At 31.7% G+C, this 24,471-nt stretch carries 26 protein-coding genes; 9 read left to right on the top strand and 17 right to left on the bottom strand.

Annotated features, from left to right (window positions below):
• The first annotated feature begins 113 nt into the window (after positions 1 to 113).
• The gene (gene apaG / locus RHP49_10710; GenBank protein ID WNH11377.1) at positions 114 to 500 is read left to right on the top strand and encodes a Co2+/Mg2+ efflux protein ApaG; all 387 of its coding nucleotides are present in this window, start codon (positions 114 to 116) and stop codon (positions 498 to 500) included.
• Positions 501 to 832: 332 nt separating this feature from the next.
• Positions 833 to 1,339, top strand: a complete 507-nt coding sequence (locus RHP49_10705) for a hypothetical protein (GenBank protein ID WNH11376.1) — start codon at positions 833 to 835, stop codon at positions 1,337 to 1,339.
• Positions 1,340 to 1,520: 181 nt separating this feature from the next.
• On the opposite strand, the gene RHP49_10700 is transcribed toward RHP49_10705, so the two are convergent.
• Positions 1,521 to 1,751, bottom strand: coding sequence for a hypothetical protein (locus RHP49_10700; GenBank protein WNH11375.1), 231 nt, complete (start codon positions 1,749 to 1,751; stop codon positions 1,521 to 1,523).
• Between the two features lie 70 nt (positions 1,752 to 1,821).
• On the opposite strand from RHP49_10700, the gene RHP49_10695 reads away from it, so the two are divergent.
• Both RHP49_10695 and RHP49_10690 read left to right on the top strand, forming a co-directional pair.
• Complete coding sequence (locus RHP49_10695; GenBank protein ID WNH11374.1) at positions 1,822 to 2,616, top strand: nitronate monooxygenase; 795 nt, start codon at positions 1,822 to 1,824, stop codon at positions 2,614 to 2,616.
• Between the two features lie 209 nt (positions 2,617 to 2,825).
• Positions 2,826 to 3,524 carry a DUF2306 domain-containing protein gene (locus tag RHP49_10690; GenBank protein ID WNH11373.1) on the top strand — a complete coding sequence of 233 codons (699 nt, stop codon included), beginning with the start codon at positions 2,826 to 2,828 and terminating at the stop codon, positions 3,522 to 3,524.
• Positions 3,525 to 3,544: 20 nt separating this feature from the next.
• Here RHP49_10690 and RHP49_10685 read toward each other — a convergent pair whose 3' ends face one another.
• Together RHP49_10685 and RHP49_10680 are read right to left on the bottom strand one after the other, a co-directional pair.
• Positions 3,545 to 4,540 carry a hypothetical protein gene (locus RHP49_10685; protein ID WNH11372.1) on the bottom strand — a complete coding sequence of 332 codons (996 nt, stop codon included), beginning with the start codon at positions 4,538 to 4,540 and terminating at the stop codon, positions 3,545 to 3,547.
• Positions 4,533 to 5,258 (bottom strand): NRDE family protein, encoded by a 726-nt coding sequence (locus RHP49_10680; protein WNH11371.1) that lies wholly within the window; start codon positions 5,256 to 5,258, stop codon positions 4,533 to 4,535. Before RHP49_10680 ends, RHP49_10685 begins: the two co-directional genes overlap by 8 nt.
• Positions 5,259 to 5,407: 149 nt before the next feature.
• On the opposite strand from RHP49_10680, the gene pruA reads away from it, so the two are divergent.
• Together pruA and RHP49_10670 are read left to right on the top strand one after the other, a co-directional pair.
• Entirely contained in the window at positions 5,408 to 7,036 is a 1,629-nt protein-coding gene (gene pruA, locus RHP49_10675) for an L-glutamate gamma-semialdehyde dehydrogenase (protein WNH11370.1), read from the top strand.
• 275 nt (positions 7,037 to 7,311) lie between these two features.
• A complete protein-coding gene (locus tag RHP49_10670) occupies positions 7,312 to 8,085 on the top strand; it encodes a sulfite exporter TauE/SafE family protein (GenBank protein ID WNH11369.1) in 774 nt (257 codons plus the stop codon).
• Between the two features lie 327 nt (positions 8,086 to 8,412).
• Here RHP49_10670 and RHP49_10665 read toward each other — a convergent pair whose 3' ends face one another.
• Positions 8,413 to 13,317 carry a LamG-like jellyroll fold domain-containing protein gene (locus RHP49_10665; protein WNH11368.1) on the bottom strand — a complete coding sequence of 1,635 codons (4,905 nt, stop codon included), beginning with the start codon at positions 13,315 to 13,317 and terminating at the stop codon, positions 8,413 to 8,415.
• Positions 13,318 to 13,621: 304 nt separating this feature from the next.
• Here RHP49_10665 and RHP49_10660 point away from each other — a divergent pair, with 304 nt between their 5' ends.
• Positions 13,622 to 14,581, top strand: a complete 960-nt coding sequence (locus RHP49_10660; GenBank protein WNH11367.1) for a tetratricopeptide repeat protein — start codon at positions 13,622 to 13,624, stop codon at positions 14,579 to 14,581.
• Here the strand turns inward: RHP49_10660 and rsmG are convergent, their stop codons facing one another.
• Positions 14,582 to 15,211: a 16S rRNA (guanine(527)-N(7))-methyltransferase RsmG gene (rsmG, locus tag RHP49_10655; GenBank protein ID WNH11366.1), complete on the bottom strand. Its 630-nt coding sequence runs from the start codon at positions 15,209 to 15,211 to the stop codon at positions 14,582 to 14,584. It lies immediately after the preceding gene.
• 143 nt (positions 15,212 to 15,354) lie between these two features.
• Between rsmG and RHP49_10650 the strand changes: the two genes are divergently transcribed.
• Both RHP49_10650 and RHP49_10645 read left to right on the top strand, forming a co-directional pair.
• Entirely contained in the window at positions 15,355 to 16,449 is a 1,095-nt protein-coding gene (locus tag RHP49_10650) for an acyl-CoA desaturase (GenBank protein WNH11365.1), read from the top strand.
• A 34-nt stretch (positions 16,450 to 16,483) separates the two neighbouring features.
• Complete coding sequence (locus RHP49_10645; protein ID WNH11364.1) at positions 16,484 to 17,668, top strand: pyridoxal phosphate-dependent aminotransferase; 1,185 nt, start codon at positions 16,484 to 16,486, stop codon at positions 17,666 to 17,668.
• 147 nt (positions 17,669 to 17,815) lie between these two features.
• On the opposite strand, the gene RHP49_10640 is transcribed toward RHP49_10645, so the two are convergent.
• From RHP49_10640 to RHP49_10585, 12 genes are all read right to left on the bottom strand, one after another.
• On the bottom strand, positions 17,816 to 17,932 hold the full coding sequence (locus tag RHP49_10640) for a transposase (GenBank protein WNH14413.1): 117 nt from the start codon (positions 17,930 to 17,932) through the stop codon (positions 17,816 to 17,818).
• Positions 17,933 to 18,586: 654 nt separating this feature from the next.
• Entirely contained in the window at positions 18,587 to 18,751 is a 165-nt protein-coding gene (locus tag RHP49_10635; GenBank protein WNH11363.1) for a hypothetical protein, read from the bottom strand.
• Between the two features lie 18 nt (positions 18,752 to 18,769).
• Entirely contained in the window at positions 18,770 to 18,931 is a 162-nt protein-coding gene (locus RHP49_10630) for a DUF1328 domain-containing protein (protein WNH11362.1), read from the bottom strand.
• 95 nt (positions 18,932 to 19,026) lie between these two features.
• The gene (locus tag RHP49_10625; GenBank protein ID WNH11361.1) at positions 19,027 to 19,518 is read right to left on the bottom strand and encodes a hypothetical protein; all 492 of its coding nucleotides are present in this window, start codon (positions 19,516 to 19,518) and stop codon (positions 19,027 to 19,029) included.
• Between the two features lie 34 nt (positions 19,519 to 19,552).
• Positions 19,553 to 20,209 carry a hypothetical protein gene (locus RHP49_10620; GenBank protein ID WNH11360.1) on the bottom strand — a complete coding sequence of 219 codons (657 nt, stop codon included), beginning with the start codon at positions 20,207 to 20,209 and terminating at the stop codon, positions 19,553 to 19,555.
• A gap of 23 nt (positions 20,210 to 20,232) precedes the next feature.
• On the bottom strand, positions 20,233 to 20,580 hold the full coding sequence (locus tag RHP49_10615) for a hypothetical protein (protein WNH11359.1): 348 nt from the start codon (positions 20,578 to 20,580) through the stop codon (positions 20,233 to 20,235).
• On the bottom strand, positions 20,573 to 20,977 hold the full coding sequence (locus tag RHP49_10610) for a hypothetical protein (protein WNH11358.1): 405 nt from the start codon (positions 20,975 to 20,977) through the stop codon (positions 20,573 to 20,575). The genes RHP49_10615 and RHP49_10610 overlap by 8 nt, the downstream gene beginning before the upstream one ends.
• Positions 20,978 to 20,980: 3 nt before the next feature.
• Entirely contained in the window at positions 20,981 to 21,241 is a 261-nt protein-coding gene (locus tag RHP49_10605) for a YtxH domain-containing protein (protein WNH11357.1), read from the bottom strand.
• Between the two features lie 76 nt (positions 21,242 to 21,317).
• On the bottom strand, positions 21,318 to 21,470 hold the full coding sequence (locus RHP49_10600) for a lmo0937 family membrane protein (protein ID WNH11356.1): 153 nt from the start codon (positions 21,468 to 21,470) through the stop codon (positions 21,318 to 21,320).
• Entirely contained in the window at positions 21,467 to 22,054 is a 588-nt protein-coding gene (locus RHP49_10595) for a hypothetical protein (GenBank protein WNH11355.1), read from the bottom strand. The genes RHP49_10600 and RHP49_10595 overlap by 4 nt, the downstream gene beginning before the upstream one ends.
• Positions 22,055 to 22,238: 184 nt before the next feature.
• Positions 22,239 to 24,023, bottom strand: a complete 1,785-nt coding sequence (locus RHP49_10590; protein WNH11354.1) for a CHASE3 domain-containing protein — start codon at positions 24,021 to 24,023, stop codon at positions 22,239 to 22,241.
• Complete coding sequence (locus RHP49_10585) at positions 24,023 to 24,469, bottom strand: response regulator (protein ID WNH11353.1); 447 nt, start codon at positions 24,467 to 24,469, stop codon at positions 24,023 to 24,025. The genes RHP49_10590 and RHP49_10585 overlap by 1 nt, the downstream gene beginning before the upstream one ends.
• Positions 24,470 to 24,471 lie beyond the last annotated feature (2 nt).

The raw sequence follows: 24,471 nt of genomic DNA, 5'->3' as shown, positions 1-24,471 counted from the left end.
CTGTTTTTGCATTTCAACTAATTTATACATTAATCACACTATTTTTTAACACTAACCACTTAATATTTATTATTTTAGCAACTGTAAACACTTATTTACATTAATAACTAATAATGGTTCAACAAGTTACCAGCGGTATTAAAATTTCGGTAGAAACAAACTACGAAGGTTCATTTTATAAAAATTATAAAATACAATACGCCTTTGCATATACCGTAACTATTGAAAACCAAAGCAAAGACTCCGTGCAACTTAACGCACGCCATTGGGAAATACTAGATGCATTAAACAATGTAGAAGTCGTTTCTGGCGAAGGTGTTATTGGTAAAAAACCTGTTTTAAATCCTGGCGAATCTCACACGTATACTTCTGGTTGCTTACTTACTTCTCCTTTTGGCGCTATGCAAGGTCATTATAATATGGTAAACTTTACTACTACCAAAAACTTTGAAGTTATAATTCCTACATTTAAGCTAAGTGCTAAGTTTGCTATAAACTAAAATCTTTATTTTTTTTAAAGAATGGATTCCTCCCTGCGCAGGAATGACAGCAAGTTTGAAAGTTCGAGTTATTCTAAAGCATTATAAATTCCATCAACAAATTGAGCGTTCGCCAATTAAATCGGACTTTATTCGTTGGTCCACTTTTTAATTAAGGAACTCTTGAATATAAATATTTCACTACTTGCGTTTTGTGAGGAGCATAAACAATTCACTTCTATTGAACACGGTAAAATCGTTCAACATCGACAAGAATTTGATTACTCATAATTTATTTTTTTAGTATTTTTACGAAAACAACACTTATCCTTTAGTTGTGCCTAATTTGAAAAATGAGTACAGATAAAGAAAAAACATCAAGAATTGATTTATATGTTGACCATCTTTTAGATTGTAAAGATATGGACAACCTTATTTTGAAAGGTCATTTAATGACTGAATGGGCACTTCAATATTATATCAATGAATTCGCAAAAAAGAAAGTCAATTTTAAAAAAGTACGATTTACATATTCAAATAAATTAGAAATCGCAAAGTTACTTGGACTATTTGAAAACGGAAATACACAACTTTATCGCTTATTAAAATTACTGAACGGATTGAGGAATTCAATTGCTCACAATGTAGAATACGATGCAAAAATACTAAGCAATTTTTTTGAAGAATGTTACATTCAATCAATTCAAGGGGCAAATAATATTGAAATAATGAATCCTGACGACAAGATTGAATATAAATTAAGTAAAACCGAAAAAACTATAATAAACGGAATTCACTTTAGACTTTTACTTAATATATCTATGATATGTTCTAAAATTTATAAAATTTCTGGATTGTAATGAAAAAACTAGGCACAACAATGTATAACCGCAATTACGGCGGATTCGACTACGTCCGAATCCACTCGGAATTGCTAAAGTCAGTGCCAAACCGAAATTTAGTAACTTTTAACCCGTAACTGACGGTTATACGAGACCTTTGGGTGCAACCATAAAATAAAAAACCTTTAAAGATGGAAAATCAAGATAACAAATCGTCAAGGAGGAATTTTCTCAAAAAAAGTTCTTTAGCCGGGATAGGATTATCAACTGCATTCATTTCTTCAAATGCACTAGCCAGTGAAAAAGAAAAAAAACAAGAGATTGGTAAATTAAGCGAAAGCAGTAAAAAACTTTTAGCCTTATTCAATTTAAAATATCCATTTTTCCAGGCAGCTCCTGGTGGTGAAAAGTTAGCAATTGCAATTGCCAATTTCGGAGGGATGGGATGCATCCAGTTTACATGGTCATCTCCTGATTCTGCCTATAAAAAGGCTCAGCGAATGAGTTTAAAAACCAATGGAAATTATTTTGCTAATTACATACTTCAATTTGAGCCTAAATCATTAGATAAAGTAATAGAAGCTGGTTGTAAATATTTTCAGTTTTCATGGGGTTTACCGAGTCTGGAAATTATTTCAAAAATAAGAAATGCCGGTGCGAAATTTGGCATTCAGGTATCGAGCAAAAATAATGCGGAAAAAGCATTGGAATTAAAACCTGATTTTTTGATTTGTCAAGGTTTGGAAGCAGGTGGACACATCCAGGCAACACAATACAACAAATACGCATTGCCACAGGTATTAGAAGTAGCCGGGGAAATACCTGTATTAGTTTCTGGAGGTATAAGTACAGGAGAGGATATTCGGGCAGCTATTCATATTGGAGCTGCTGGAGTTGTTATGGGTACCAGATTTATTACCACTAAAGAAAGTAATCTGGCTGATATTTACACACGAAAGCTACTTGAAGCCGGAGAGAACAGTACTGTTTATACCAATTGTTACAATAAGGACTGGAATGCCATGCATAGAGTGTTAAGAACGAACACATTTCTCAATTGGGAAGCCGAAGGATGTCCTCTAATTGGAAATAAGCCGGGAGAAGGAGATGTGATAGCAAAATCAGCATCTGGTAGTGATATTTACAGGTATTCAGCGCGTAGGCCTGTGGAAGGAGATACTGGCGATTTAGAGAGCATGTGTATGTATGCGGGAGAAGGCATAAGTAAAATAAAAGATATTCCCACAGCAGCTGAATTAATAGAAAGACTTTGGAAAGAATTTGAAAATAAATAAAAAAGGCAGCACCCTACAATGTATAAAAATAATAGCCGGGGTAGTATAAAATTAAAGGGTTATTGTCCGCTTTATCTTTCTTGTAACTTGACAAGAAAATGCCCCGCAACCAGTTACTATTCTTATACCAACCGCTACCCATAAGTTTGACCCGTCCTGAAATAAAATTAAGACATTCTAACTGTATAGAAATTTAAAAATAAGAATTAATGACAAAAAAAGGACTCTCAACGAAACAGAAGTATCAACATATACTTTTAATAATTGTAAGGACACTAATTCCAGTTTTTGCTATACTTTTTGTAACAAGGTTTATCTATAAATATTTAAACAATAAGTTCCCAAGTGATTATGGAACTGAATTTTGGGATAATCACATTTGGTTCATCTTACACATTACGGGAGGCAGCTTAGTAATTATTTTAGGCTCTTTGCAATTTTCGACTTTTCTAAGACGGAAGTTTATGCCTTATCACAGAATTGCAGGTAAAATTTATATTTGGAGTTCTATTATTTCAATTTTCACTTTATATATCATCCTTCAAAAATGTACTAATTGTGAGCCAGGATGGACATCTAAATTTTTTGTTGGGACGCTTTGGCTGATTTTCACCCTTTCTGCTTGGTGGACAGTTCTTCATAAAAACATCAAATCTCACAGACAATTTATGACAAGGAGCTTTGTTTGTGCAAGTTATTTTGTGATTGTAAGAATTCTTGATACAGTCGGTGATACAAACATTCTTCCTTTCATCAAAGACCCAATAGTTCGTTATGTTGACGGAGATTGGCTTTCTTGGCTTGTACCACTATTCATTGTTGAATTTTATCAGAGCTGGTGGCCAGCAATTTATCAGCCTAAATTAAAGAAACAGACAAAAAAAAACCTGATGCCAACAAAGAACTGAGTTAAAAACCTTTTTAAACCTTATAATATAACCCTTTCAAACCTAAAAACCTTTCCATTCTGCTCAACATGAAAGAATTTACAATTGGAATAATGCACAAATTGAAACTCTAAATCGTAATCAAATGCATCATCTTCAACAACAAACTTGTCGTGCACATCAATATTTCCATGAGGAGAAATACGCTTAAAATGGTATTCTACATCATGCCCAACTTTATGCAATTCAAACCAAGCACCAGCTGCAATACCAGATAACCACTGTGCTTTTTCATGTAAACCATCAACAGATTTAGCTTCTAATGTTCCAATAAAGTTAGGTTTATGATCTTTCAATTTATCTAAAAAGCATCGCATGTTTTCACTTTTCTGAGACCCTTTAAATTCTGAGATCTTACCTGTTTCAGACACTTCAAAAACATAATCTCCAGTATTTGACAATAGTACATTACCGACCGTACTAGGTGTAAACCATTTAGAATTTTCAAGATTTTTTTTCATCTTTAAATCGGTTACCGACGCTATCAAAGTATCGGTAACAAAACGGGCACAATTACAAGCATCCTTAATAAAAGCCGCATATCTTATAAAATGCTTGTTTTGCATTTTGGTAATATGGGTTCTGGCTTTTTCATAATCAACCACATTACAAACCGATGCTACTAATTTTCCATCGCCATGAGTTAATTTAGGATGTGTTGCTAAAAACTCTAAAATGACATCTAAGTTTTTTATTGTTTCGTTTTCTATCTGGGCTTTTATAGGAAAATGTAATTCATTATCGGTATCACGACCTCTAACCCTACCTGTGGGTTCTGGTGTAATATAACGTCCAAAATCATGGTATTCTAAAACACCCGTTTCCTTATTAATTAACACCAATGCGGCATGTCCTGCTCGTAAATAATTCTTTTTACCAACACCTACAAATCGTAAAAATGGAGAAAACCATTCTTCAGAAACCATAACAATAGTATCTGGATACGCCAAGGTTAAAATAATACCCGTATTATTCATTAACTATTTGGGGTGTTTTTAGCGTTTTTGTAGTTACTAAATTATCTTGAAAGTTTTCATAACGCATTTCTAAGGCATCACATTGCTTTTCAACCTGTGTGATACTAGTTGTTTTTACAAATCCACGATTCATAATAACACCATAATCGTCATTACCTTGTCCTGCCGTTTTATGAAATGTTAATAAAGAACTTGCTGTTAAAGCATTTTCAGTTTTAAAATTTTCAAACCATTTTAAACGTTCATTTCTCATAGCGCTATTATACAAAGTTGAAGACGACCAAATTTTAGGTTCTAAAGGTAATACTGTAAAATGCTTTTCTTTACCGTCCCAAACCAATTCATAGAATTTTAAAGCATCATTCCAATCTGCTATAACCATGGTAAAAGGCTCAACATCTTGAAGATCATAGGTGTCAATCGTAGCTAAAATAGTTTCAGCTACCATAAAATCTTTAGCGACTACGCCTCGACTCATTCTATAAGTTTTCTTTCGTTCATGATATTCAAATCCGCCATTAAGCACACAAATCAATCTGTTTTTTTCGCTTACACCAATCCATGTACCACCAGACAATTCATCTTTTGGAAATAGTAGCGTTGTATTATCAACTTCATAAAAATCTGAAGCTAATGATATTCTACTTGGAGCTTCATCTCTGTTAGAAGTTAAAACAAAATCATTTTTCCCTTTAGGGATAAGAGTTACTGTACACATAAAAATGTAGTCTATAAACGAATGGGCAACTTACAAAAAATAAATAAAATTTAACGCGCTTTTAATAAACGTTCAACCTATAAATCATTTGAAAATTCGTAAATTTACACCCTATTTACTGAATATTCAATAACAAAAAATCAAATATCATGGGAAAAGGCTTTTTTAACGTACCAATTGCTGTAAACGAACCTGTAAAATCTTATGCTCCTGGATCACCAGAACGTGATGCTGTTTTAAAAGCATATAAAGACATGTTTAACAGCAAAGTAGACGTTCCTTTATATATAAATGGCGAAGCCATTAAGACAGGAGATACTAGAACCATGTCGCCTCCACACGACCATAAGCATATTGTTGGAACCTATCATTTAGCAGAACAAAAACATATAGACGACGCTATTTCTACAGCCTTAGAAGCAAGAAAATCTTGGTCGCAACTACCTTGGGAACAACGTGCTGGTGTCTTTTTAAAAGCTGCCGAACTTATTGCAGGACCATACCGAGCAAAAATAAACGCTGCTACAATGATGGCGCAATCTAAAACCATACATCAAGCTGAAATTGATGCCGCATGCGAACTTATAGACTTTTTGCGTTTTAATGTTCAGTTTATGACTGACATTTACATGGAACAACCAGAAAGCACAAGTGAAACATGGAACCGTATTGAATACCGTCCGCTTGAAGGTTTTACCTATGCTGTAACCCCTTTTAACTTTACCGCCATTGCAGGAAACTTACCAGCATGTATGGCATTAATGGGGAATGTTGTAGTATGGAAACCAAGTGATAGCCAAATATATTCTGCTAAAGTTATTATGGATGTTTTTGAAGAAGCAGGCGTTCCATCAGGAGTTATTAATGTTGTTTTTGGTGATCCTGTAATGATTACCAATACTGTTATGGCAAGTCCAGATTTTTCTGGATTACATTTTACAGGTTCCACATTTATTTTTAAAGAACTTTGGAAACAAATAGGAAACAATATTCACAACTATAAAACCTACCCAAGAATTGTTGGAGAAACTGGTGGTAAAGATTTTATTATAGCACACAAATCGGCTAACCCGAAACAAATAGCAACGGCTATTGTTCGTGGTGCATTTGAATTTCAAGGCCAGAAATGTAGTGCAGCTTCTAGAGCTTACATACCTAAAAGTCTATGGAATGAAGTAAAAAACTTTGTTATTGAAGATGTTAACTCGTTTAAAATAGGCTCTCCTGAAGACATGAGTAACTTTATTACTGCTGTAATACACGAAGGCTCTTTTGATAAATTGGCAAAATACATCGATCAAGCTAAGGCAGATAGTGATGCCGACATTATTGTTGGTGGCGGTTACGACAAAAGCAAAGGCTACTTTATTGATCCTACTGTTATTGTTACTACAAACCCAAAATACACCACCATGTGTACCGAGTTATTTGGACCTGTAATTACCATATATGTTTATGAAGATGACGCGTATGCTGAAACCTTAAAACTAGTTGATGAAACTAGTGATTATGCATTAACAGGCGCCATTTTATCTAAAGATAGATACGCCGTTACGCAAGCAACAGAAGCTTTACAAAATTGTGCTGGAAATTTCTATATAAACGATAAACCAACAGGTGCTGTTGTAGGACAACAACCTTTTGGTGGCGCTAGAGCCTCTGGAACGAACGATAAAGCTGGTAGCCCACAAAACTTATTACGCTGGGTATCACCAAGAATGATTAAAGAAACGTTTGTAACACCAACAGATTATCGTTATCCGTTTTTAGGAGAATAAATTAATTCCTTTCAAAAAAGGAATCTTATTTTAAAAAACAGGCAACCAATAATATTTGGTGCCTGTTTTTTTTTGTTGAATTAAGAGAATTAATCGATTTGATTTAGCCAGAAAAATTATCTAAATTAGTTTAATATTAGATATATTTAATCTGTACTGAGCGAAGTCGAACTATTAAAAACGATTTCATATTAAGACGTTGGTTGCAATTTTTGTGTACCCTACTAATATCAAACTTTACTCCAAAAAATAAACTTTGACAACTTGAAACGAATATGGAAATTTTTATCATCGCATTTGTTGCTTTAGTTGCTTCTTTACTCACCTTCTTTTCGGGTTTTGGCCTTGGGACAATTCTCACACCTGTTCTTGTTGTTTTTTTTCCAGTTGAGGTTGCAATTGCCTTGACAGGCATTGTGCATTTGCTCAACAACTTTTTCAAAATCGGCTTGATTGGTAAGCAAATTAATTGGCAGGTAGGGATTAAGTTTGGCTCAACTGCAATTATCGGTGCATTTATTGGTGCGAAGCTTCTTCTAATGTTTTCGAGCAACTCACCGCTTTACACCTACACCATTAACGATAAACTATTTTCTATTACTATTATCAAACTCATCATTTCAGCATTGATGATTGTGTTTGCTTTGTTTGAAGTTGTTCCTACTCTTAAAAACATTCAATTCAGCGAAAACAAATTATATGCTGGCGGACTTATAAGTGGTTTCTTTGGTGGATTATCAGGAAATCAAGGAGCATTGAGAAGTATGTTTCTTATTCGTTCAGGTTTGACGAAAGAAAGTTTTATTGCAACAGGCATTCTCATTGCGTGTTTTGTTGACCTTACACGACTTTCGGTTTACTTTAGCCGCTTGTCAAGTGTCAACATTGAAGACAACTTAACGGTTCTTATTACTGCTGTTTCTTCTGCGTTTATAGGAGCATATATTGGACGTAAATTATTAAAGAAAGTAACTCTTAACTTTGTGCAATGGACAGTTACAATAATGATTATTTTACTTGCTATCGGACTCGGGACAGGACTAATTTAAACGACACGAAAATTATAGTAAACCGCTCTTACAAACTTTCGTGTATGCTCCCATGAGCTTAACTTCGTGAACAGAATAAAACTTGCTGAAACTCACAAAAAACCAACATTTTTAAAACACACAATTCCCCCAAACACCAAATTGAAAGTTCATAAACATCTAGTTATCCATACTGGTGTATTAACAAAATAAGTCCTAATAAGTTTCATTACGGAGAAAACAAAAGCAACAAACCTGCTGAGATAATTGTTTTTTATGCTAGCGATACAGAAACACCTTTAACCATCATTAAAAACGACTCTAATTAGGAAGGAAGGCAATTATTAATTATTCGATAATTATTTTTTTACTTACCATACCATTTTCTGTTTCTAATTTCACAATATAAGCACCCGCTTTCACATACAAAGGAATAGAGATGTTATTTGATGAATCTACATCAAAACCTTCAATACTTTGTCCTAAAATATTATACAATTTAACATGAGACAAGTACCCCCTTTGTTTATTAACAATCTTTAATTGCGAAGCTTTTGAATCAAAATACACCAATATATTATCAATATTTTCAACTTCATCAACCTGTAATGATTGGTTGTTTTTTTGAAAAACAAGCTTAAATCTATCATTATAAGTCCCTGTTTCTAAATAAACTTCAAAAGGCTTACTATTTATTTCAGAAACTTCTCCCGTAACATTATCACTAATATATATAGGTTTATTAGCATCAATATTTTCTAGAGCATCAATTTTAATAGATGCTAAACCAGGTTTTTTTACAACTACCCCAAATGCAAGTTCTTGAGATTCTTCAAAATTATTAACACCCTGAATAACAAATTGATTATTATCAAATACCCAATACATGTCTTCTACATTTACATCTGCCATAAAAGCGTCATAGCCTAAATCAAATGCATTTGAAGCTCTCTCTTTTAAACCAACTACAATTTGCCTGTGATAACCTAATGGAGAATCATACATTAATTTTATGGTTGGTGTTTCATTCACATCCTTTTTCGCACTACTATTAGTCTTTTTAGTTTTTGAAGATTTAAAAAACAAAGATGTTGATCCGTCTTCCCTTGCAAACACACGTTGACTATTTTTAAATATAATATCCCCACCATCAACTGTTAATATTGGAGTTCCATTATCATTATCAAAACCATCTAAAGCAGTAGACACAAAGAACCCTTGATTTACAGATATATATTGCCCTGGCACTTTGGTTCCTTTTCTCAGATTATCGTTAATCCTACTATCATTTGAAATAGCTACAGCTCCTCCTGTTAAATTTCTAGTAGCATAACCTCCAACATAACTACTTAAGTAGTGTGAGTTTTCTTCTCCAAAGTGATCCCAAAAATATAATGCGCCGTTAAAAACAGTTCCATTAGTGTTATTTCCACCATCAGCAATACTAAGGTTATCTAATATAAATTCAGTTGCATCTATAGCAGATGGATATGGATTCCCTATTAATCTATCAACATCACCTGTACCAGATACTTTATTCAATGCTAGAGTTATATCTCCATTATTAGGCAAACCTTTAAATACATAATTCTGATTATCTGTTACCGAAGCCCCTTGTAATACACCTTTCATTGTAAAACCTTCACCTGGAAGTAAAGAAGATAGTTCATCTATTTTTGCCCAAGAATTATAGCTATCTGTAGCACCATAAAATTTATAGAACCAATAGGTACTGATTGTTTTAGCGATACCAGATTCGGGAATAGAAATGCCAACATTAGGACTTGTACTAAACATCAGGTTTTGATAAGCTGAAGCATCAGTTCCATCATTTAACACCCCAGAAACAGTATAATTTGTATTTGTAGCAGACACACCTACTCCTCTTGTTGAGGTATCTCCGCTAATTGGACCTACCGAAGACGACCAGTAATTATAATTAAAGGCATTTGCTGTCCCTTGTTGATCGCGCGTTATATAACCACCACTATCTGCATCAAGAATACTACCTTCGGTTTGTATTAATTGAGATTCGCCTACTAAATCTATAACACCATCTAATTCTAAATAATGAGAAATTGTTAATGCTTGACCTGTATTATTTTCAACCGGAGATGTAACAACAGGGTCTGCAATAGTTAACTTTCCTTCTGTTTGTATTAAACCTAAAAGCGAAATGTCTCTATCGCCAGAAGTAATATCATGGCTAACCGTTACAATATTCCAATCAATTTTGGTAGAACCATCTAAACTTAACGAATTTGGTATAACTTGATCAACATTATTACTCCAAGTCGTATCATCATCCCAAACGCCATTAGAAGCAGAAATATAAGGTAATGGAGTAGTCTGAGAATCAACAATCATTTTATTTTTATTTAAATACTTTATTCGCAAAAAGGTTCTATCATTAGCCAGTCCTTCAACTGTTGTTCCATAAAACGAATTAAAATCATAATACGCTTTAAGCTTACTCCAAGATATGGCTGCCACTTCATTACTTGAAGCTGTAGTTGGAATTGTTTTTCCACTTACATAATCACCTGTAACCTTTTCTATTTCTTGGTTCATAAGATAACGTACTTCACTTTCACTTAAACCTTGATCCCAAACATAAACCTCATCTATTTCTCCTAAAAATGGGTTTGAAACAGTATTTTTATCTATATATAATGCACCAATTGAAAATCGATTAAAATTTGGAGACGGCGCAGAAATATTTTGCTCAGACTTATCTAAAACACCGTCTATATACAAAAATATAGTACCGCTTATATAAACAAAAGTTATTTGATGCCATTTACTATCACTTATCATCATTGAAGAAGTAAATCTAGGTGTTGAATCATCATCAACCATAACTTCTATTTGATTGCTTGTATTAAGTCTAAGTTGTAATTTACTTCCTTTAGACATAATCGTTCTTGGATTCGCACTTACTGCATTATTTTTTATCCAAGCTGAAATGGTAAAGTCGTTAATATTTAAATTAAGCGCATTTCCTCCAACCATATAATCTCCAGAAGCAAAACTAACTGAATGTTTTTCGGATAATTTAGGAGCTTTACCAAACGTAAAATATTTGGTTCCATCAAAATCATACCAAATATTAAGGTTTCCGGCTCCATCAGACTTTAAAGGAATAACATCTATAATATCACCATCAGAAAAATTTGAGTCATCTGCAACTATTAATACATATTCTTCATCTGTAGTTTTTGAAAAACTATTAAAGGCATCGATTGGAATTGAGACATATACGTTTTCAACATCCCCTCCAGAACCTGATTCAATAGATTCTACAATTTTCCATTTCCTATCAATTCGTGTTAATGAAGTTGTAATACCAGAAGCTATCGTAATTGTATTAGTGTTTGAACCCGTATAAGCGCTATTGTTACAACCCCAAACTAAAAAATCTCCATCCTCATTAAATTCATTCGTATTTGCGCTGTTAGTATCAAAAACACCATTTAACCCAATTGTTACTTCATTTGTAGTGTTTATTGTTTTTGACTGTTTTTGATTTAAATCGGAATTATCATCTCTACCAATACCAGCAACATGATAATTAAACCCTGTGTTTAATGTCACATCCCACACAGAAGTTTCAAAAGAATTAATATAATCTTTTTGAGCTTCAGTCGAGGCTCCTAAAGTAATACCATATTTAACAGCTAAATAAGATTCTATTTTCTGCCTTCCACTAGCATCAACTCGTGTTCCAAAAGTAAAAATTTCAGCGACTCTCCCGTTTAGGTTGCCAACTCCATCATAATTTTTGCCAATCCAATATTTATTACCTTCTATATTAGTAAAAGCATTAGACACTGTAGATGTTGATAAAAGATTAGAATTATATAAAATCTCTTGACCAGTTGGAGAACTTATTGTATTATTTCTAATATTTATTATACCTACATTAGAATAGGATGTATTTAACTCTGCCACTCCATTAAAACTTCCACCCCCTGCAACATCTTGATTATAAGACAATGTTTCGTCTGTAAACTCAGTAGAATAATCACCAAAGCCAACTCCAGTAATATCCCCGGTAGTTTCTGAATCAACACTAGCAAAAATGGTGTTTCTTGAAGAAGTATTTGTCATCGATGCATCTGGAATCATTACAATAAATATATCTGCACTATAAAACCCACTTAGAGGTGAGTCATTGTTGTACATATATTGTTCTGTAGCCCCTCCATCATTTTCAAACTTTATTACTGGATTAAAATTTATATTATCTGTTGCTGTATCTAAATATGTTGGCTCTTTGCCTGAAACTGTAGTTGCATCTTTTCCATTGGTACCTATATCAATCCAATCCGTGATATTAGAACCAGATGTTGTAATGCCTCTAGTAGACTTTAACCATAGTCGAAAATCAGCTGTAACTCCTCCTGGTCCAGGTATATTATAGTTAAACATTTCTGCACTTACATCAAACGTAAATGTAGTATTAACTGTGTGGGTTATACTTATTGTTGAGGTTAATGTTCCTAAACCACCAGCTGGACCAGTAAATGTTACTGGCAAAATAACATAAGAACCTGGGTCTATACTAGTGGTAAAACCAGATGACGTTACACCATCAGATAGTAGGACATATGTAGGCACAGTAAAATCATAACGCGGTAACGGATCTGTTGGTGAATTGGTAATATTTATAATATCAAGAGGACAACTTCCTGTATTAGATATAACAAAATAACGCGTAACACTTGCTCCGTCATCTACAACACCAAAATAAGTTCCATTACTTGAATTTGTTAAGGTAGAACCATCAAGAATATCTGCAGAAGGAGTCCCTCCTAAAACGTTAATTTCAGAATTTCCATTTATAGAAAAAGTAAATGTAAAATTTGGATCTTGTTTAACCTCAATAATAATATCTGTACTGGCACCACAATTACCACTAATATTAGTAATAGTAAAGTCAATTTTCTTGGTTTTCCCATTACAGCTTTCTGTGTCTATATTTGTCGGGATTTTATCAGTTGAAATCTCAAAATCTGTAGTGTTAGTTAGACTTATACTTTCAATTTTAACTTTATCACAATCTGTTCTAGTGTTTGTTATTCTAAAAGAAATAGAATTACCAGAAGAAATAGATATACTTGCTCCCCCTGTAACGGTTGAACCACCTAGAATATTAACTTCGATATCTTGTGAATTACCAAAATAACTGATCAGTGAGAAGCATACAAAAACTAAAGTTTTTGAAAGATTTGTGAGAGAAAATCTTTTCATAATATTTAATTAAAACATAAATTATTAATAGCATTACATAAAATTTTAACTAAGAAACGAGTAACTTCGTTAAAATATCGGGACAAACATAATACAATTTATCGATAAAAAGCATTTTTATTCGATTAAATGCGTAAATTTTTATTTTGTTACAAAAACTATGATTAAAAAAAGAAGTAAATTATATAATAGAATAAAACTCTACGTCCATGTAAAAAAATTAATTCTAATAAGAAAAAGTCTAATAAAAATATCACTAACTTTATTCTTATAAAACGGCATATTATTTGTTGCTATTATAACTATGAAAAAAAACATTATTCTAATACTTCTTGTGTTTCCAATAATCAGTTTTAGTCAAGCTAATAAACTGCTTAGACAAGGACTTAAAACCACCGATTTAAAAGAAAAAATTGAATTATTCACAAAAGCTATAGCATTAGAGCCCCAAAAACTAGACGCTTATTTTTATAGAGCAATTGCTAAAAATGATTTAGGCGATTACCACGGAGCTATTGTAGATTACTCAAAAATAATAGTAACCGAACCAGATGCCGACTCTTATTATAATAGAGGAAACTCCAGATATAGTTTGCAAGATTTTGAAGGTGCAAAAAATGATTATGCCAAAGCATTGGAACTAGATAACAATTTTTTAGATGCACATTACAGCTTAGCCTGTGTTAAACTTGATTTGGGAGAATTTGAAGATGCCATAAAAGATTTCACTAGTTTTATAAAAAAAGTACCTTATAATTCAACCGCATATACTTTAAGAGCTACAGCTTATAAAGCTTTAGAAAATTACCGAAATGCGATACAAGATTTTAATACAGCCGTTTTGATTGAACCCAATGCAGATTCATATTATAACAGAGGTGTGTTTTTAATGGAAATAAATTATTACAAAGAAGCTAACTCTGATTTTAATAACTCTTTAAAGCTTAATAAAAATAATTCTTATGCTTATTTTCATCGTGGAGCATCCAATCTATTTCTAGGGAAATTTATTGATGCTATTTCTGATTTTTCTACTGCTATAGAATTTGATTCAGTAGATTTTGATTCTTACCTTGGTCTCGCTATAGCCTATAATAAAACAAATGATGTTGTTAATGCAAAACTAAATTTTGATAGAGCAAATGCTATATTAGTACCTGGTAAAACAATTACAAGTATAGAACAATACAAAAACACGTACTGGTTTCAAAACCAATATTTCTATTTTAACGAAAACATGAATCAATTAATTAAATTGAAGTAATTATCCTTTAAATTTTAAAGGTAAATGCACCACTTTTTTAGTTTCGTAAAAATCTTCAGAAAAATAATCATTTAAATTATAAACCTTAGTCGTTTTATAATCCTTAAGCTCTTCTGTTAAGTCGCCTCCTTTTAAATATAATATTCCATTTTTAAAGTCGTGATTTTGTTGCTTAGCAATCTTCCCTTTTACCCAATGTACAAATGTTGGCATTGCTGCTACTGCGCGACTTACTATAAAATCATAAGTTTCATTAATGTCTTCAACACGACTATGTGTTGTTTTAACGTTAGTTAATCCTAATCCTTCAACAACCTCATCAACTACTTTTAATTTTTTTGCAATACTATCCACCAGGTGAAAGTTACATTCGGGAAATAGAATTGCCAAAGGTATTCCAGGGAAACCACCTCCTGTACCAACATCCAAAATACGACTTCCATCTTTAAAAGATATAACTTTAGCAATTCCTAATGAATGTAAAACATGCCTTAAATAAAGCTCGTCAATATCTTTTCTTGACACCACGTTAATCTTCAAATTCCAATCTTGATAAAGCGATTCTAATGTCTCGAATTTATCAATTTGGTCTTTCGTTAAATTTGGGAAATATTTTAAAACAAGTTCCATTAATGTTAAATTTTCAACAAAAATATACTTTTTATATCCATATTTTTACAAAAAAACGTTATTACTTAAGTTGGTTTATACCTATCTTTGCGCCGCATATGGTTTAGACACAATAATCTGTATGTATTTTTAAAATTAATAGCATGAATAAACAAGCTTTATCCTTTTCAAGAACGGACTCAGCCAAATTTTTTAAAACGCTAAATAAGCGTGTTAATGATTACTTTAAAGAGAATAATATTAAACGCACAGGCAACTGGAAGCTCTACATAAAAACTATTGTTATGTTTGCTTTACTCATTGTTCCTGTAGTTTTAATATTAACAATTGACTTACCTGCTTGGACCCAAATTTTATTGATGATAATTGTTGGGATTGGAATGGCTGGTGTTGGCATGAATGTGATGCACGATGCTAACCACGGCTCTTTTTCAAGTAAAAAATGGGTTAACAAATTAATGGGAAGTAGTATTTATATTTTAGCTGGAAACGACTACAATTGGAAAGTACAACACAACGTATTACACCATACCTACACCAATATTCAAGGACATGATGAAGATATTGATGCAGGTAGAATTATTCGATTTTCTAAACACACCAAATGGCTTAAAATTCATCAATACCAAAAATATTATGCCTTCTTTTTATATGGTTTATTAACGGCAAATTGGGCTATTACTACCGATTTCATACAAACATACAACTATCTTAAAAGAAAGCTAGCCTATGGTAAGCTTCCACATCCTGCAACACAATGGACTAAATTAATTATAGGAAAAATTATTTATTATTCTATTTGGGTTGTTTTACCACTATCATTAGGTTTTGCTTGGTGGCATGTTTTAATAGGATTCTTAATTATGCATTACACGGCAGGCATTATTTTAAGTGTTATATTTCAGTTAGCCCACGTAATGCCTAATACCGAAATGCCTACTCCAGACGAAAATGGAAACATGAAAAACACTTGGGCTATTCACCAATTATTTACCACATCAAATTTCTCTCCTAAAAGCTGGATAGTAGAATTTTATACAGGTGGATTAAACAGGCAAGTAGAACACCATTTGTTTGCAAATATTAGTCATGTTCATTACAGTAAAATATCAAAAATAGTTAAAGAAACTGCTCAAGAATTTAGCTTACCATACAATGAATACAAAACATTTTGGAAAGCTGTTTCAGAGCATTATAACCAATTAAAGGCTCTAGGTAAAAAACCTAGTTTAGCCTAAACTTTACAAATACCATCATAAACAAATAAAAAAAATGAGTTTACTTTCTGAAAGAATTTTAAACATGGCTACGTCTGCCACTTTAGCAATGGCTGCGAAAGCAAGAGAACTTAGAGGAGAAGGAAAAGATATTATCGGGTTAAGCTTAGGCGAACCAGATTTTAACACTCCCGACTTTATTAAAGAAGAAGCTATTAAAGCGATCAATGAAGATTATAACTCGTATACACCAGTTGATGGCTATGTAGAGTTAAAAGAAGCTGTTATTACTAAATTTAAACGTGATAACAACTTAACATATACACTACCTCAAATTGTTGTATCTACTGGAGCTAAACAAGCTTTAGCTAATATAGCAGCTGTTATGCTTAATAAAGGAGATGAAGTTATTTTACCATGCCCTTACTGGGTAAGTTATGCAGATATTGTTAAGTTAAATGATGGTGTGCCTGTAGAAGTTAAAACATCTATTGATACCGATTTTAAAATGACACCAGAGCAACTTGAAGCCGCTATTACACCAAATACAAAAATGATGTGGTTTAGCTCGCCTTGTAACCCTAGTGGTTCTGTTTATAGTAAAGCAGAATTAAGAGGTTTAGCAGATGTATTAGCAAAATACCCAAACATATATGTTGTTTCTGATGAAATTTACGAACATATAAACTATGTTGGTGGTCATGCAAGTATTGCAGAGTTTGATGATATGTACGACAGAACCATTACAGTAAATGGTGTTTCTAAAGCATTTGCAATGACAGGATGGCGTATTGGCTACATTGGTGGACCAGAAAAAATAGCTCGTGCTTGTAACAAAATGCAAGGGCAAATTACTAGTGGTGCTAACTGTATAGCGCAACGTGCAGTAATCACAGCTTTAAACGAATCACCTTCTCGTGTTCAATACATGATTGACGAGTTTAAAGTACGTCGCGATTTAATTTTAGGATTATTAAATGATGTCGAAGGATTTAAATCAAATACACCAGAAGGTGCTTTTTATGTTTTCCCTAATGTATCTTATTATTTCGGAAAAACACTTCGTGGAAAGACTATAAATAATGCTACAGATTTTTCTTTATACTTATTAGAAGAAGCTCTTGTTGCAACCGTTACTGGTGAAGCTTTTGGAAATCCAGATTGTATTCGTATTTCTTACGCCGCTTCTCAAGAACAAATTATTGAAGCTATTAAACGTATTAAAGAAGCCGTTAGCTAATCTATAGTACACAAAAAAATATTAATTTAAAAGAGGTCGTCTAAAAAGCAATTTTTAGGCGATTTTCTTTTTTGTGTTTTGACCATAATAGATGTTGGATTGCTTTTTTGGATTTAAAAAGAGCCAATAATTATTGGCCCATTTGACTTATATAGCTGAACTAAACTTTTTAAGGTTGTGCGCCATTGCAATTAAGCCTATTTCTACATTTACTTTATCGATTCCAATTAACATAAAGCGTTTAAAGTTCATGTTTTGCTTGATGTTGCCAAAAACAGCTTCAACATCCCAACAGCGTTGTTTGCGTTTGCTATTCCTTGCGCGCTAGTTCGTAATATTTTTGCTTTTGCCTTAAGGCGTATTAGGTTGTAATTGCGTTCTATATTACGATTGGTTTTTGATTTATGACAGAGGCTTCTTAGTGGGTGGGCATCCAGTATAGTTTTGGAATTGGTAACGGTGTTTGGTTGGGCGTTTTTTGTTCTTCTTTATATACCTTTTCAACATAAGACCACAACTCATTTAGTTGCCTTTTGATACGTTCTTTGCTAGTCTTTATGGACTTGCCCCATACAAAAGTGTAACGATTGGCGTTGGCTTCTGGTCTTAAAAACTACTTTTCTGCTCATTCTTAAAGTTAAGAAATAACTCAAAAAAATGATGGTAATTTTAATTTAGTTAAAACTGCAAAAAAAAATTAGGCATTATTTAGACAAAACATCTATATAACATTAGCAGTAATTTTAACACATAAAATAGAAATGCAAATAAACACAAAACACTAAGTTAAAATCCTATAAAGACACTATACTTCTACTTTTTCTGTTTTTTTTAACGAAGGTTTAGTTTAATACTTATAGCAAAAAACAAAGACGGTTTGAAAAAACCATCTTTGTTTTAATATTACTTTATTATTTACTAATCAATAGCGTCTTCAACTTCATCTGCTGCGTCTTCAATACCATCCCCGACCTCTTCAATACCATCTTCTATTTTTTCTCCTGCTGTTTTTTTATCTCTACAACTTGTAATAATAGTACTTGCTGTAAGTAATAATAAAAATGTATATGCTAATTTTTTCATCTGTTTTTGTTTTTTAAGTTATTTTTTAATGCCACCTTTTATAAGCGATAGTATAAAAAGCACTAAAAATATAAAGAATAGAATTTTAGCTATTCCTGCTGAAGCTCCTGCAATACCGCCGAATCCTAGAACCCCAGCAATTAATGCAATTATAATAAATGTGATTGCCCATCGTAACATAATTTATGCTTTTTTAAAGTTAATTAATATTACTTACTGTTTCTTTATTTAGATTCTGTAAGCTTCTTTATTTATAATTTTAATGTTTATTATATTTAAAATTGATATCTAATACCTAAAGCTATATCAAAATCTAGGTCATTATTATCATAGTTTTCATCTCCAAAACCTATTTCGGGTCTAAAGTCTAGGGACAGTAATAATGGAATATCAAAATTATATTCGATACCAATGTCACCTGCTGCAAAGACAAACGTATCTGTATAAACATTACCATTATTATTGTTAAAACTAAATGACCCTAAACCACCACCAACACCAGCATACCAATTAAAACCGTTATCAATATTCCAAACCCATTGATGTAAACCTGCAAGTTTAAAACCGTCGTAGTTTTTACCATCTCTCCAACCAAGGTCAAACTCCAATCTTTTATTTTCATTCAAGCCTCTTTGGTATGAAATTTCTCCTCCAAAGCCATCATTATCTCCCAATCGTAATCCTAATGCATTTTTAGAGATATCCTGTGCTTCCATTGATACACTAGCAATTAATACTAAAATACCTGTAATTAAATATGTTTTCATTTATTTTTATTTTTTTGTTTATATAGACTAATACTTATATTTTTGCTTTTGCATTTTCTTCTGATTTAGCGCCCATTCTATTAATAGTGTACATGGGTGCAAATTTCAATTTCAAACCTGCTATTTTTCTGTTATCAGAGCTTGTTAAACCTTCCTTCTCAACAGTATTTTTTCTTGTATCTATAGCTTCATATAGCATTTTAATTTCATCCCAATCTTCGCGAGAATAAGAATCTTTATTCTTATCAACCGTATCAACAAAGTTTTGGTAAACACTTAAAATGTTATCTTTATTAACCCATGTGAATTTCATATCACCATCATCATAGCTAGTGCCTAGCAAAGATTTACGCATCATGTTTTTAGATTTTTCTATTTCCATTCTTTCATGATTAGCAATAACTTCTGCTTTAAATGTTTCGTATTTCAAAGTAGATTCGTCTATAGCATTTTGTAAATCTGAATGTTCTTTAAGAGTCACTATAGCATTGTGTGTTTCTGTTTTCTTTTCTTTAAATGCTATCTCAATATTCTCCCAGTTCTCATAAGCTTTATCTGCTGCTACACCGCTTATAGAATCTACATAATTCTCATAACCCGTTACTTTTTTTTGAGCCATTTCTTTTTGGCTATCATTGCATGCTACAAATATTATAGATGTTGCAAAAAATATTAATTTTAATGTTTTCATATTTTTGAATTTTTAGTTAATTTCTATTCTTCTTCTTTATCTGTGCTTACTTTTTTTGAAATAAAATTGGTTATAGTATATTGTAAAAGATGTCCTGAAATTTTCTTGAATAAAGAATTAGATTTACCTACCAATATTTTTTTTGAAAAATAACCTCCAGTAATACTTAGTATGGTTATAAAAAGACTTGTTTTTATATCTGGTAACTTTCCGAAATCTTTTACTGTTTGATTGAGTATATTAATAGGTCTAAAACTTTCGGAAGTTTCGTGAAATTGATGTTTTAAATCTTCATACTCCTTCTGTCTTCTGTCTTCAATAAGCAACATATTTGCTTTTAAAATTTCTATTTGGTTTTTATGCTTAATCATGTTCTCCTTCTTTAAGTGAATCAAAAACCTTAGAAGCTGAATTTTTAGATTTCAATAATTTCTCGATGATTAAATTAGCAACAGGTGTTTTTATTAATTTATCTTTATATACATAAAGAATTAAAGCCACCACTAAATAGAATGCAGACACTATAAAAAACCCTAAATAATACGCGTTTAATAAACTGCCTAAAAACAAACTTAAACCCACGTTAATAAACAGTGTAAACATGGCAACAACTATAACAAGAAGCACTATGAATGTTAAAGACGAAAGCACATCGGCTGTTTTATCAACAGTGTTTAGAGCAAGTAATTCTGCACTAGTTTCTGTATACTTTTTCGCCTTTTCATAAAGCTTTTCTACACTTTTCGCCATGTTTGTGGTGCTGTCCATTTTTTAACTTTTAGAATTCACTGCTTTCTTAACTTCACTTTTTCCTTTTTCAAGAATTTCTTCCCCATTTTTAATTGCTGAATCGTATTTTTCTGATACGGTATCTAAAAAATCATCAAACTCTTCTTTTAAAGTGTCTTTAGCTTCTATTGTTTTTTTTTGAATTTTTTTTCTTGTTTTAGACCCTTTATCTGGTGCAAATAATACACCTAAAACAGCTCCTGTAGCAATTCCTGCTAATACTCCTAATACATTTGATTTCATAAGTTTGTTTTTTTTTAATTTATAATTCCCCATCATTTGTATGATGGTGTTTTGTTATTTTAAATTTGTGTTTAAATTACACACCTTTACCTCCTATTAATCTTAATAAAATAGCTATTACAGCAATTACTAATAAAATATGGATTAACCCTCCAGCACTATAAACAAAGAACCCTAAAGCCCAACCAATTACAAGTACTACTGCTATTATGTATAATAAACTTCTCATAATATTGAATTTTTAATTGTTAATAATTTTATTGTTTTTTTATTGAGTTGATCTAAATCATGATTCAAACGCGTTAAAGACTTAACTATAAATACTTTAAAATCTAAATCATTTGTTATACTAGACAGATATTCTAACCGAGCAATTTCTCTTTCTAAAAGTTTGCCAGTTCTACCTAAATAAGCTTTAGAAAAACCATCTTCATCAACTAATAATAGTCTATTAACATCTGCTTTATTAAATCCATTTGGCAGTATTATTAGTTTTGCTTTAGCCAATTCGATTATAGAATTCTTTATCTCTGTATTATCTTTTTTTAGCTTATTAGCTATAGTATAGATATTATACTCACCACTTTCTGTTAGAGCCAATTCGCTTAGCTTTAAAATTGTTTCATTTAATATTGTTACTTCCGACAATACTTTTCCTTCTTCTATATTGGTTTTAATTTTTTCTTTTTTAAGATCAGGATTAAACAAGTATGTGTCTTTTTTATGTTTATCTAAATCACAGGAAACAATACTAACACCTATTGTTATTAGTGAGAGTGCTAAATACTTTTTTATGTTTTTATTTAATTTCACTTTCTGTTATTTTCTACATTACAAAGATGCAACCAGTACAAGGTTTTCATGTTACAGCATTTTTAGCTTTTGTTATAGAATTTCAACAAATGGTAAGAAAACAAACTTTAATCATAAAAAATAAGCTCTAAAGTATTTTACTTTAGAGCTTATTAAAATATGTTTAGATTGATAAAAAGAAAACTTACGCAGGAAGATAAATTGTAAAAACAGCTCCCTCTTGAGGTTTTCCAAAAGCCATTATAATTCCATCATGGTTATCTACAGTTTTTTTACAAATAGAAAGTCCTACTCCTGTACCAGAATAATTTTCTTTGTTATGTAGCCTACTGAATAATTCGAATATTTGATCGCCATATTTTTGTTCGAATCCAATACCGTTATCAGAAAAGATGATTTTATGAAACTCCCCTTTAGGTACATTAATCAAATTTACATCGTTCTTTGAACTAACTTTTGAATATTCTATTTTAATATTTGGAGGGACTTTTTCTTTGCAATATTTTAATGAATTACTTAGTAAGTTTAAGAATAACTGATGAATTTGAAATGGTATTACCGATACTGTTGGCAGCAAATCGCTTGTAATAGTTGCTTCTTTTTCTAAAATAGTTTCTGCTACATCTTGCTTTGCCTGTTCTAAAAGTTCATTCAAATTAGTTGAGACAAACTCTTTATCAGGCTTATTGGTTCTAGAAAACTGAAGTAAATCATCAATTAACAAGCGCATTCTAGTAGCTGCTATATTAATACGCTCGAGGTATTGAATACCTGAAGCCGAAAATTTTTTTGCTTCTTTGTCTTCTAATCTAGATATAAAGGTTTGTATTTTCCGTAAGGGTTCTTGCAAGTCATGACTAGCAACATAATTAAATTCTGAAAGTTCAGCATTATTTTTTTCTAGTTCTAAATTACGTTCACCTAGAACTAAATAACTTTCAACCTCATCAGAAATATCAGTAATATTTCCAACAATTCGTTTTTCGCCATCGGCACTTACAAGTAGTTTACCATAAGCTTTAATGTGCTTTATGGCGTCATCTTTTGTAATGATTCTGAAGTATGTAAAAGGCAAGTTTTCTTCTTTCATCATTCTATCTACAGCAGCAGCTAGCTTTTCTTTATCATCTGGATGCACAAAGCTCATGAAATTCTCTAAAGTACACTTAAAAGCTCCTGGTTTTTCTCCTAATACGTGGTATAAATTATCTGAAAACGTGAATACATTTGTATCAATATACCATACCCAATTACCATGTTTACCAATAGTTTCTAATTGAATAGCGGCCTCTTTAAATATGGACAATTGATTGTTTATTAACTTGGTGTTTTTATAATCATTAGTTATTTTGTTGTATGAAATTATAATTAACACAAGCGTAACTAACAAAACTAAATATAAAAATAAAGGTGTAAAATCTAAATTACTTTGATATTGTTTTTGGCGTTCTTTAAGCTGTTTATTTTCAAGATCAATCATCTCATTTACTTTTTGCCTAATAGAATCCATTATTATTTTTTCTTCAAAAAAATTGGATTTAAACTCTTCTGTTAATGTTAGATTGTTTCCAACAAAAGCATTCGTTTGGGTAAAATTATTAAATAGATTGTCAATATATTTACTTAATATACGTAAGTTTTCTTTTTGTACTTCATTCTGGTTTGCCACTTCTTTCAATTCAGCAAAAGAGACATTAACTTTTTCTCTAGCAGACAAATAGGGCTCTAAGTGCGTCGTATCTTTGGTTAAAATATAATTTCTATGACCATTCTCGGCATCTTTTAAATATGAAATAACCTGTTCTAACTCAACATTAACTTTATAAGTGGTTACTACCAGTTTTGTAGAATTTGTTAAATTAGAAATGTGCTTATATGTAAAACCACTTATTAAAAGGACAAGAAATACACTAACCAAAAAAATAATTTTTAAAAATAAAGCTGATTTTGAAAATAATCTTTTTGACATTACAATCTCATTAAAAAGTTATCTTTGTTTAAACCGTTAGTATGGTATTGCCAATTGATTGATACAACTTCTGAAAGCACTTTTTTTAGTTGTTTAAAACTACTTGGTTTTTTTATATAAATATTAGCCCCTAACACAAAGGTTTCTTCTATATCTTCTTCTGATGCCGATGTAGAATAAATAGCAATGGCAATATCAGACATTTTGCTATTGGCTTTAATTTCATTTAAGCATTCTATCCCCGACTTTTTAGGCATATTTAAATCTAAAAAAAGCACATTTGGCAATATAACATCATCAGCGTTTAAATATTCCATAAGTTCAATACCATCGTTAAAGGTATTTACCTTGGTATTCATATTTAACTCATCAAAAGCATCGGTAAAAAACAATCTATCATCCTCGTCATCATCAGCAAGAATAATATGTATATAGTCGTTTGGCATAT

This window comes from Flavobacteriaceae bacterium HL-DH10, from assembly GCA_031826515.1.
Taxonomy (GTDB): Bacteria; Bacteroidota; Bacteroidia; order Flavobacteriales; family Flavobacteriaceae; genus Thalassobellus; species Thalassobellus suaedae.
Note: the sequence above shows the minus strand (reverse complement) of the source record. Positions and strands in the feature narration are given on the sequence as shown.

What these genes read in the sequence shown, in the direction of transcription:
- RHP49_10590 (WNH11354.1), bottom strand. Translation starts at nt 24,023, where the DNA reads ATGTCAAAAAGATTATTTTCAAAATCAGCTTTATTTTTAAAAATTATT.
- RHP49_10625 (WNH11361.1), bottom strand. Translation starts at nt 19,518, where the DNA reads ATGAAAACATATTTAATTACAGGTATTTTAGTATTAATTGCTAGTGTA.
- RHP49_10705 (WNH11376.1), top strand. Translation starts at nt 833, where the DNA reads ATGAGTACAGATAAAGAAAAAACATCAAGAATTGATTTATATGTTGAC.
- rsmG (WNH11366.1), bottom strand. Translation starts at nt 15,211, where the DNA reads ATGGAACTTGTTTTAAAATATTTCCCAAATTTAACGAAAGACCAAATT.
- RHP49_10660 (WNH11367.1), top strand. Translation starts at nt 13,622, where the DNA reads ATGAAAAAAAACATTATTCTAATACTTCTTGTGTTTCCAATAATCAGT.
- pruA (WNH11370.1), top strand. Translation starts at nt 5,408, where the DNA reads ATGGGAAAAGGCTTTTTTAACGTACCAATTGCTGTAAACGAACCTGTA.
- RHP49_10615 (WNH11359.1), bottom strand. Translation starts at nt 20,580, where the DNA reads ATGATTAAGCATAAAAACCAAATAGAAATTTTAAAAGCAAATATGTTG.
- RHP49_10610 (WNH11358.1), bottom strand. Translation starts at nt 20,977, where the DNA reads ATGGACAGCACCACAAACATGGCGAAAAGTGTAGAAAAGCTTTATGAA.
- RHP49_10695 (WNH11374.1), top strand. Translation starts at nt 1,822, where the DNA reads ATGAGTTTAAAAACCAATGGAAATTATTTTGCTAATTACATACTTCAA.
- RHP49_10635 (WNH11363.1), bottom strand. Translation starts at nt 18,751, where the DNA reads ATGAAAAAATTAGCATATACATTTTTATTATTACTTACAGCAAGTACT.
- RHP49_10685 (WNH11372.1), bottom strand. Translation starts at nt 4,540, where the DNA reads ATGAATAATACGGGTATTATTTTAACCTTGGCGTATCCAGATACTATT.
- RHP49_10680 (WNH11371.1), bottom strand. Translation starts at nt 5,258, where the DNA reads ATGTGTACAGTAACTCTTATCCCTAAAGGGAAAAATGATTTTGTTTTA.
- RHP49_10600 (WNH11356.1), bottom strand. Translation starts at nt 21,470, where the DNA reads ATGAGAAGTTTATTATACATAATAGCAGTAGTACTTGTAATTGGTTGG.
- RHP49_10585 (WNH11353.1), bottom strand. Translation starts at nt 24,469, where the DNA reads ATGCCAAACGACTATATACATATTATTCTTGCTGATGATGACGAGGAT.
- RHP49_10630 (WNH11362.1), bottom strand. Translation starts at nt 18,931, where the DNA reads ATGTTACGATGGGCAATCACATTTATTATAATTGCATTAATTGCTGGG.
- RHP49_10665 (WNH11368.1), bottom strand. Translation starts at nt 13,317, where the DNA reads ATGAAAAGATTTTCTCTCACAAATCTTTCAAAAACTTTAGTTTTTGTA.
- apaG (WNH11377.1), top strand. Translation starts at nt 114, where the DNA reads ATGGTTCAACAAGTTACCAGCGGTATTAAAATTTCGGTAGAAACAAAC.
- RHP49_10620 (WNH11360.1), bottom strand. Translation starts at nt 20,209, where the DNA reads ATGAAAACATTAAAATTAATATTTTTTGCAACATCTATAATATTTGTA.
- RHP49_10605 (WNH11357.1), bottom strand. Translation starts at nt 21,241, where the DNA reads ATGAAATCAAATGTATTAGGAGTATTAGCAGGAATTGCTACAGGAGCT.
- RHP49_10690 (WNH11373.1), top strand. Translation starts at nt 2,826, where the DNA reads ATGACAAAAAAAGGACTCTCAACGAAACAGAAGTATCAACATATACTT.
- RHP49_10650 (WNH11365.1), top strand. Translation starts at nt 15,355, where the DNA reads ATGAATAAACAAGCTTTATCCTTTTCAAGAACGGACTCAGCCAAATTT.
- RHP49_10670 (WNH11369.1), top strand. Translation starts at nt 7,312, where the DNA reads ATGGAAATTTTTATCATCGCATTTGTTGCTTTAGTTGCTTCTTTACTC.
- RHP49_10645 (WNH11364.1), top strand. Translation starts at nt 16,484, where the DNA reads ATGAGTTTACTTTCTGAAAGAATTTTAAACATGGCTACGTCTGCCACT.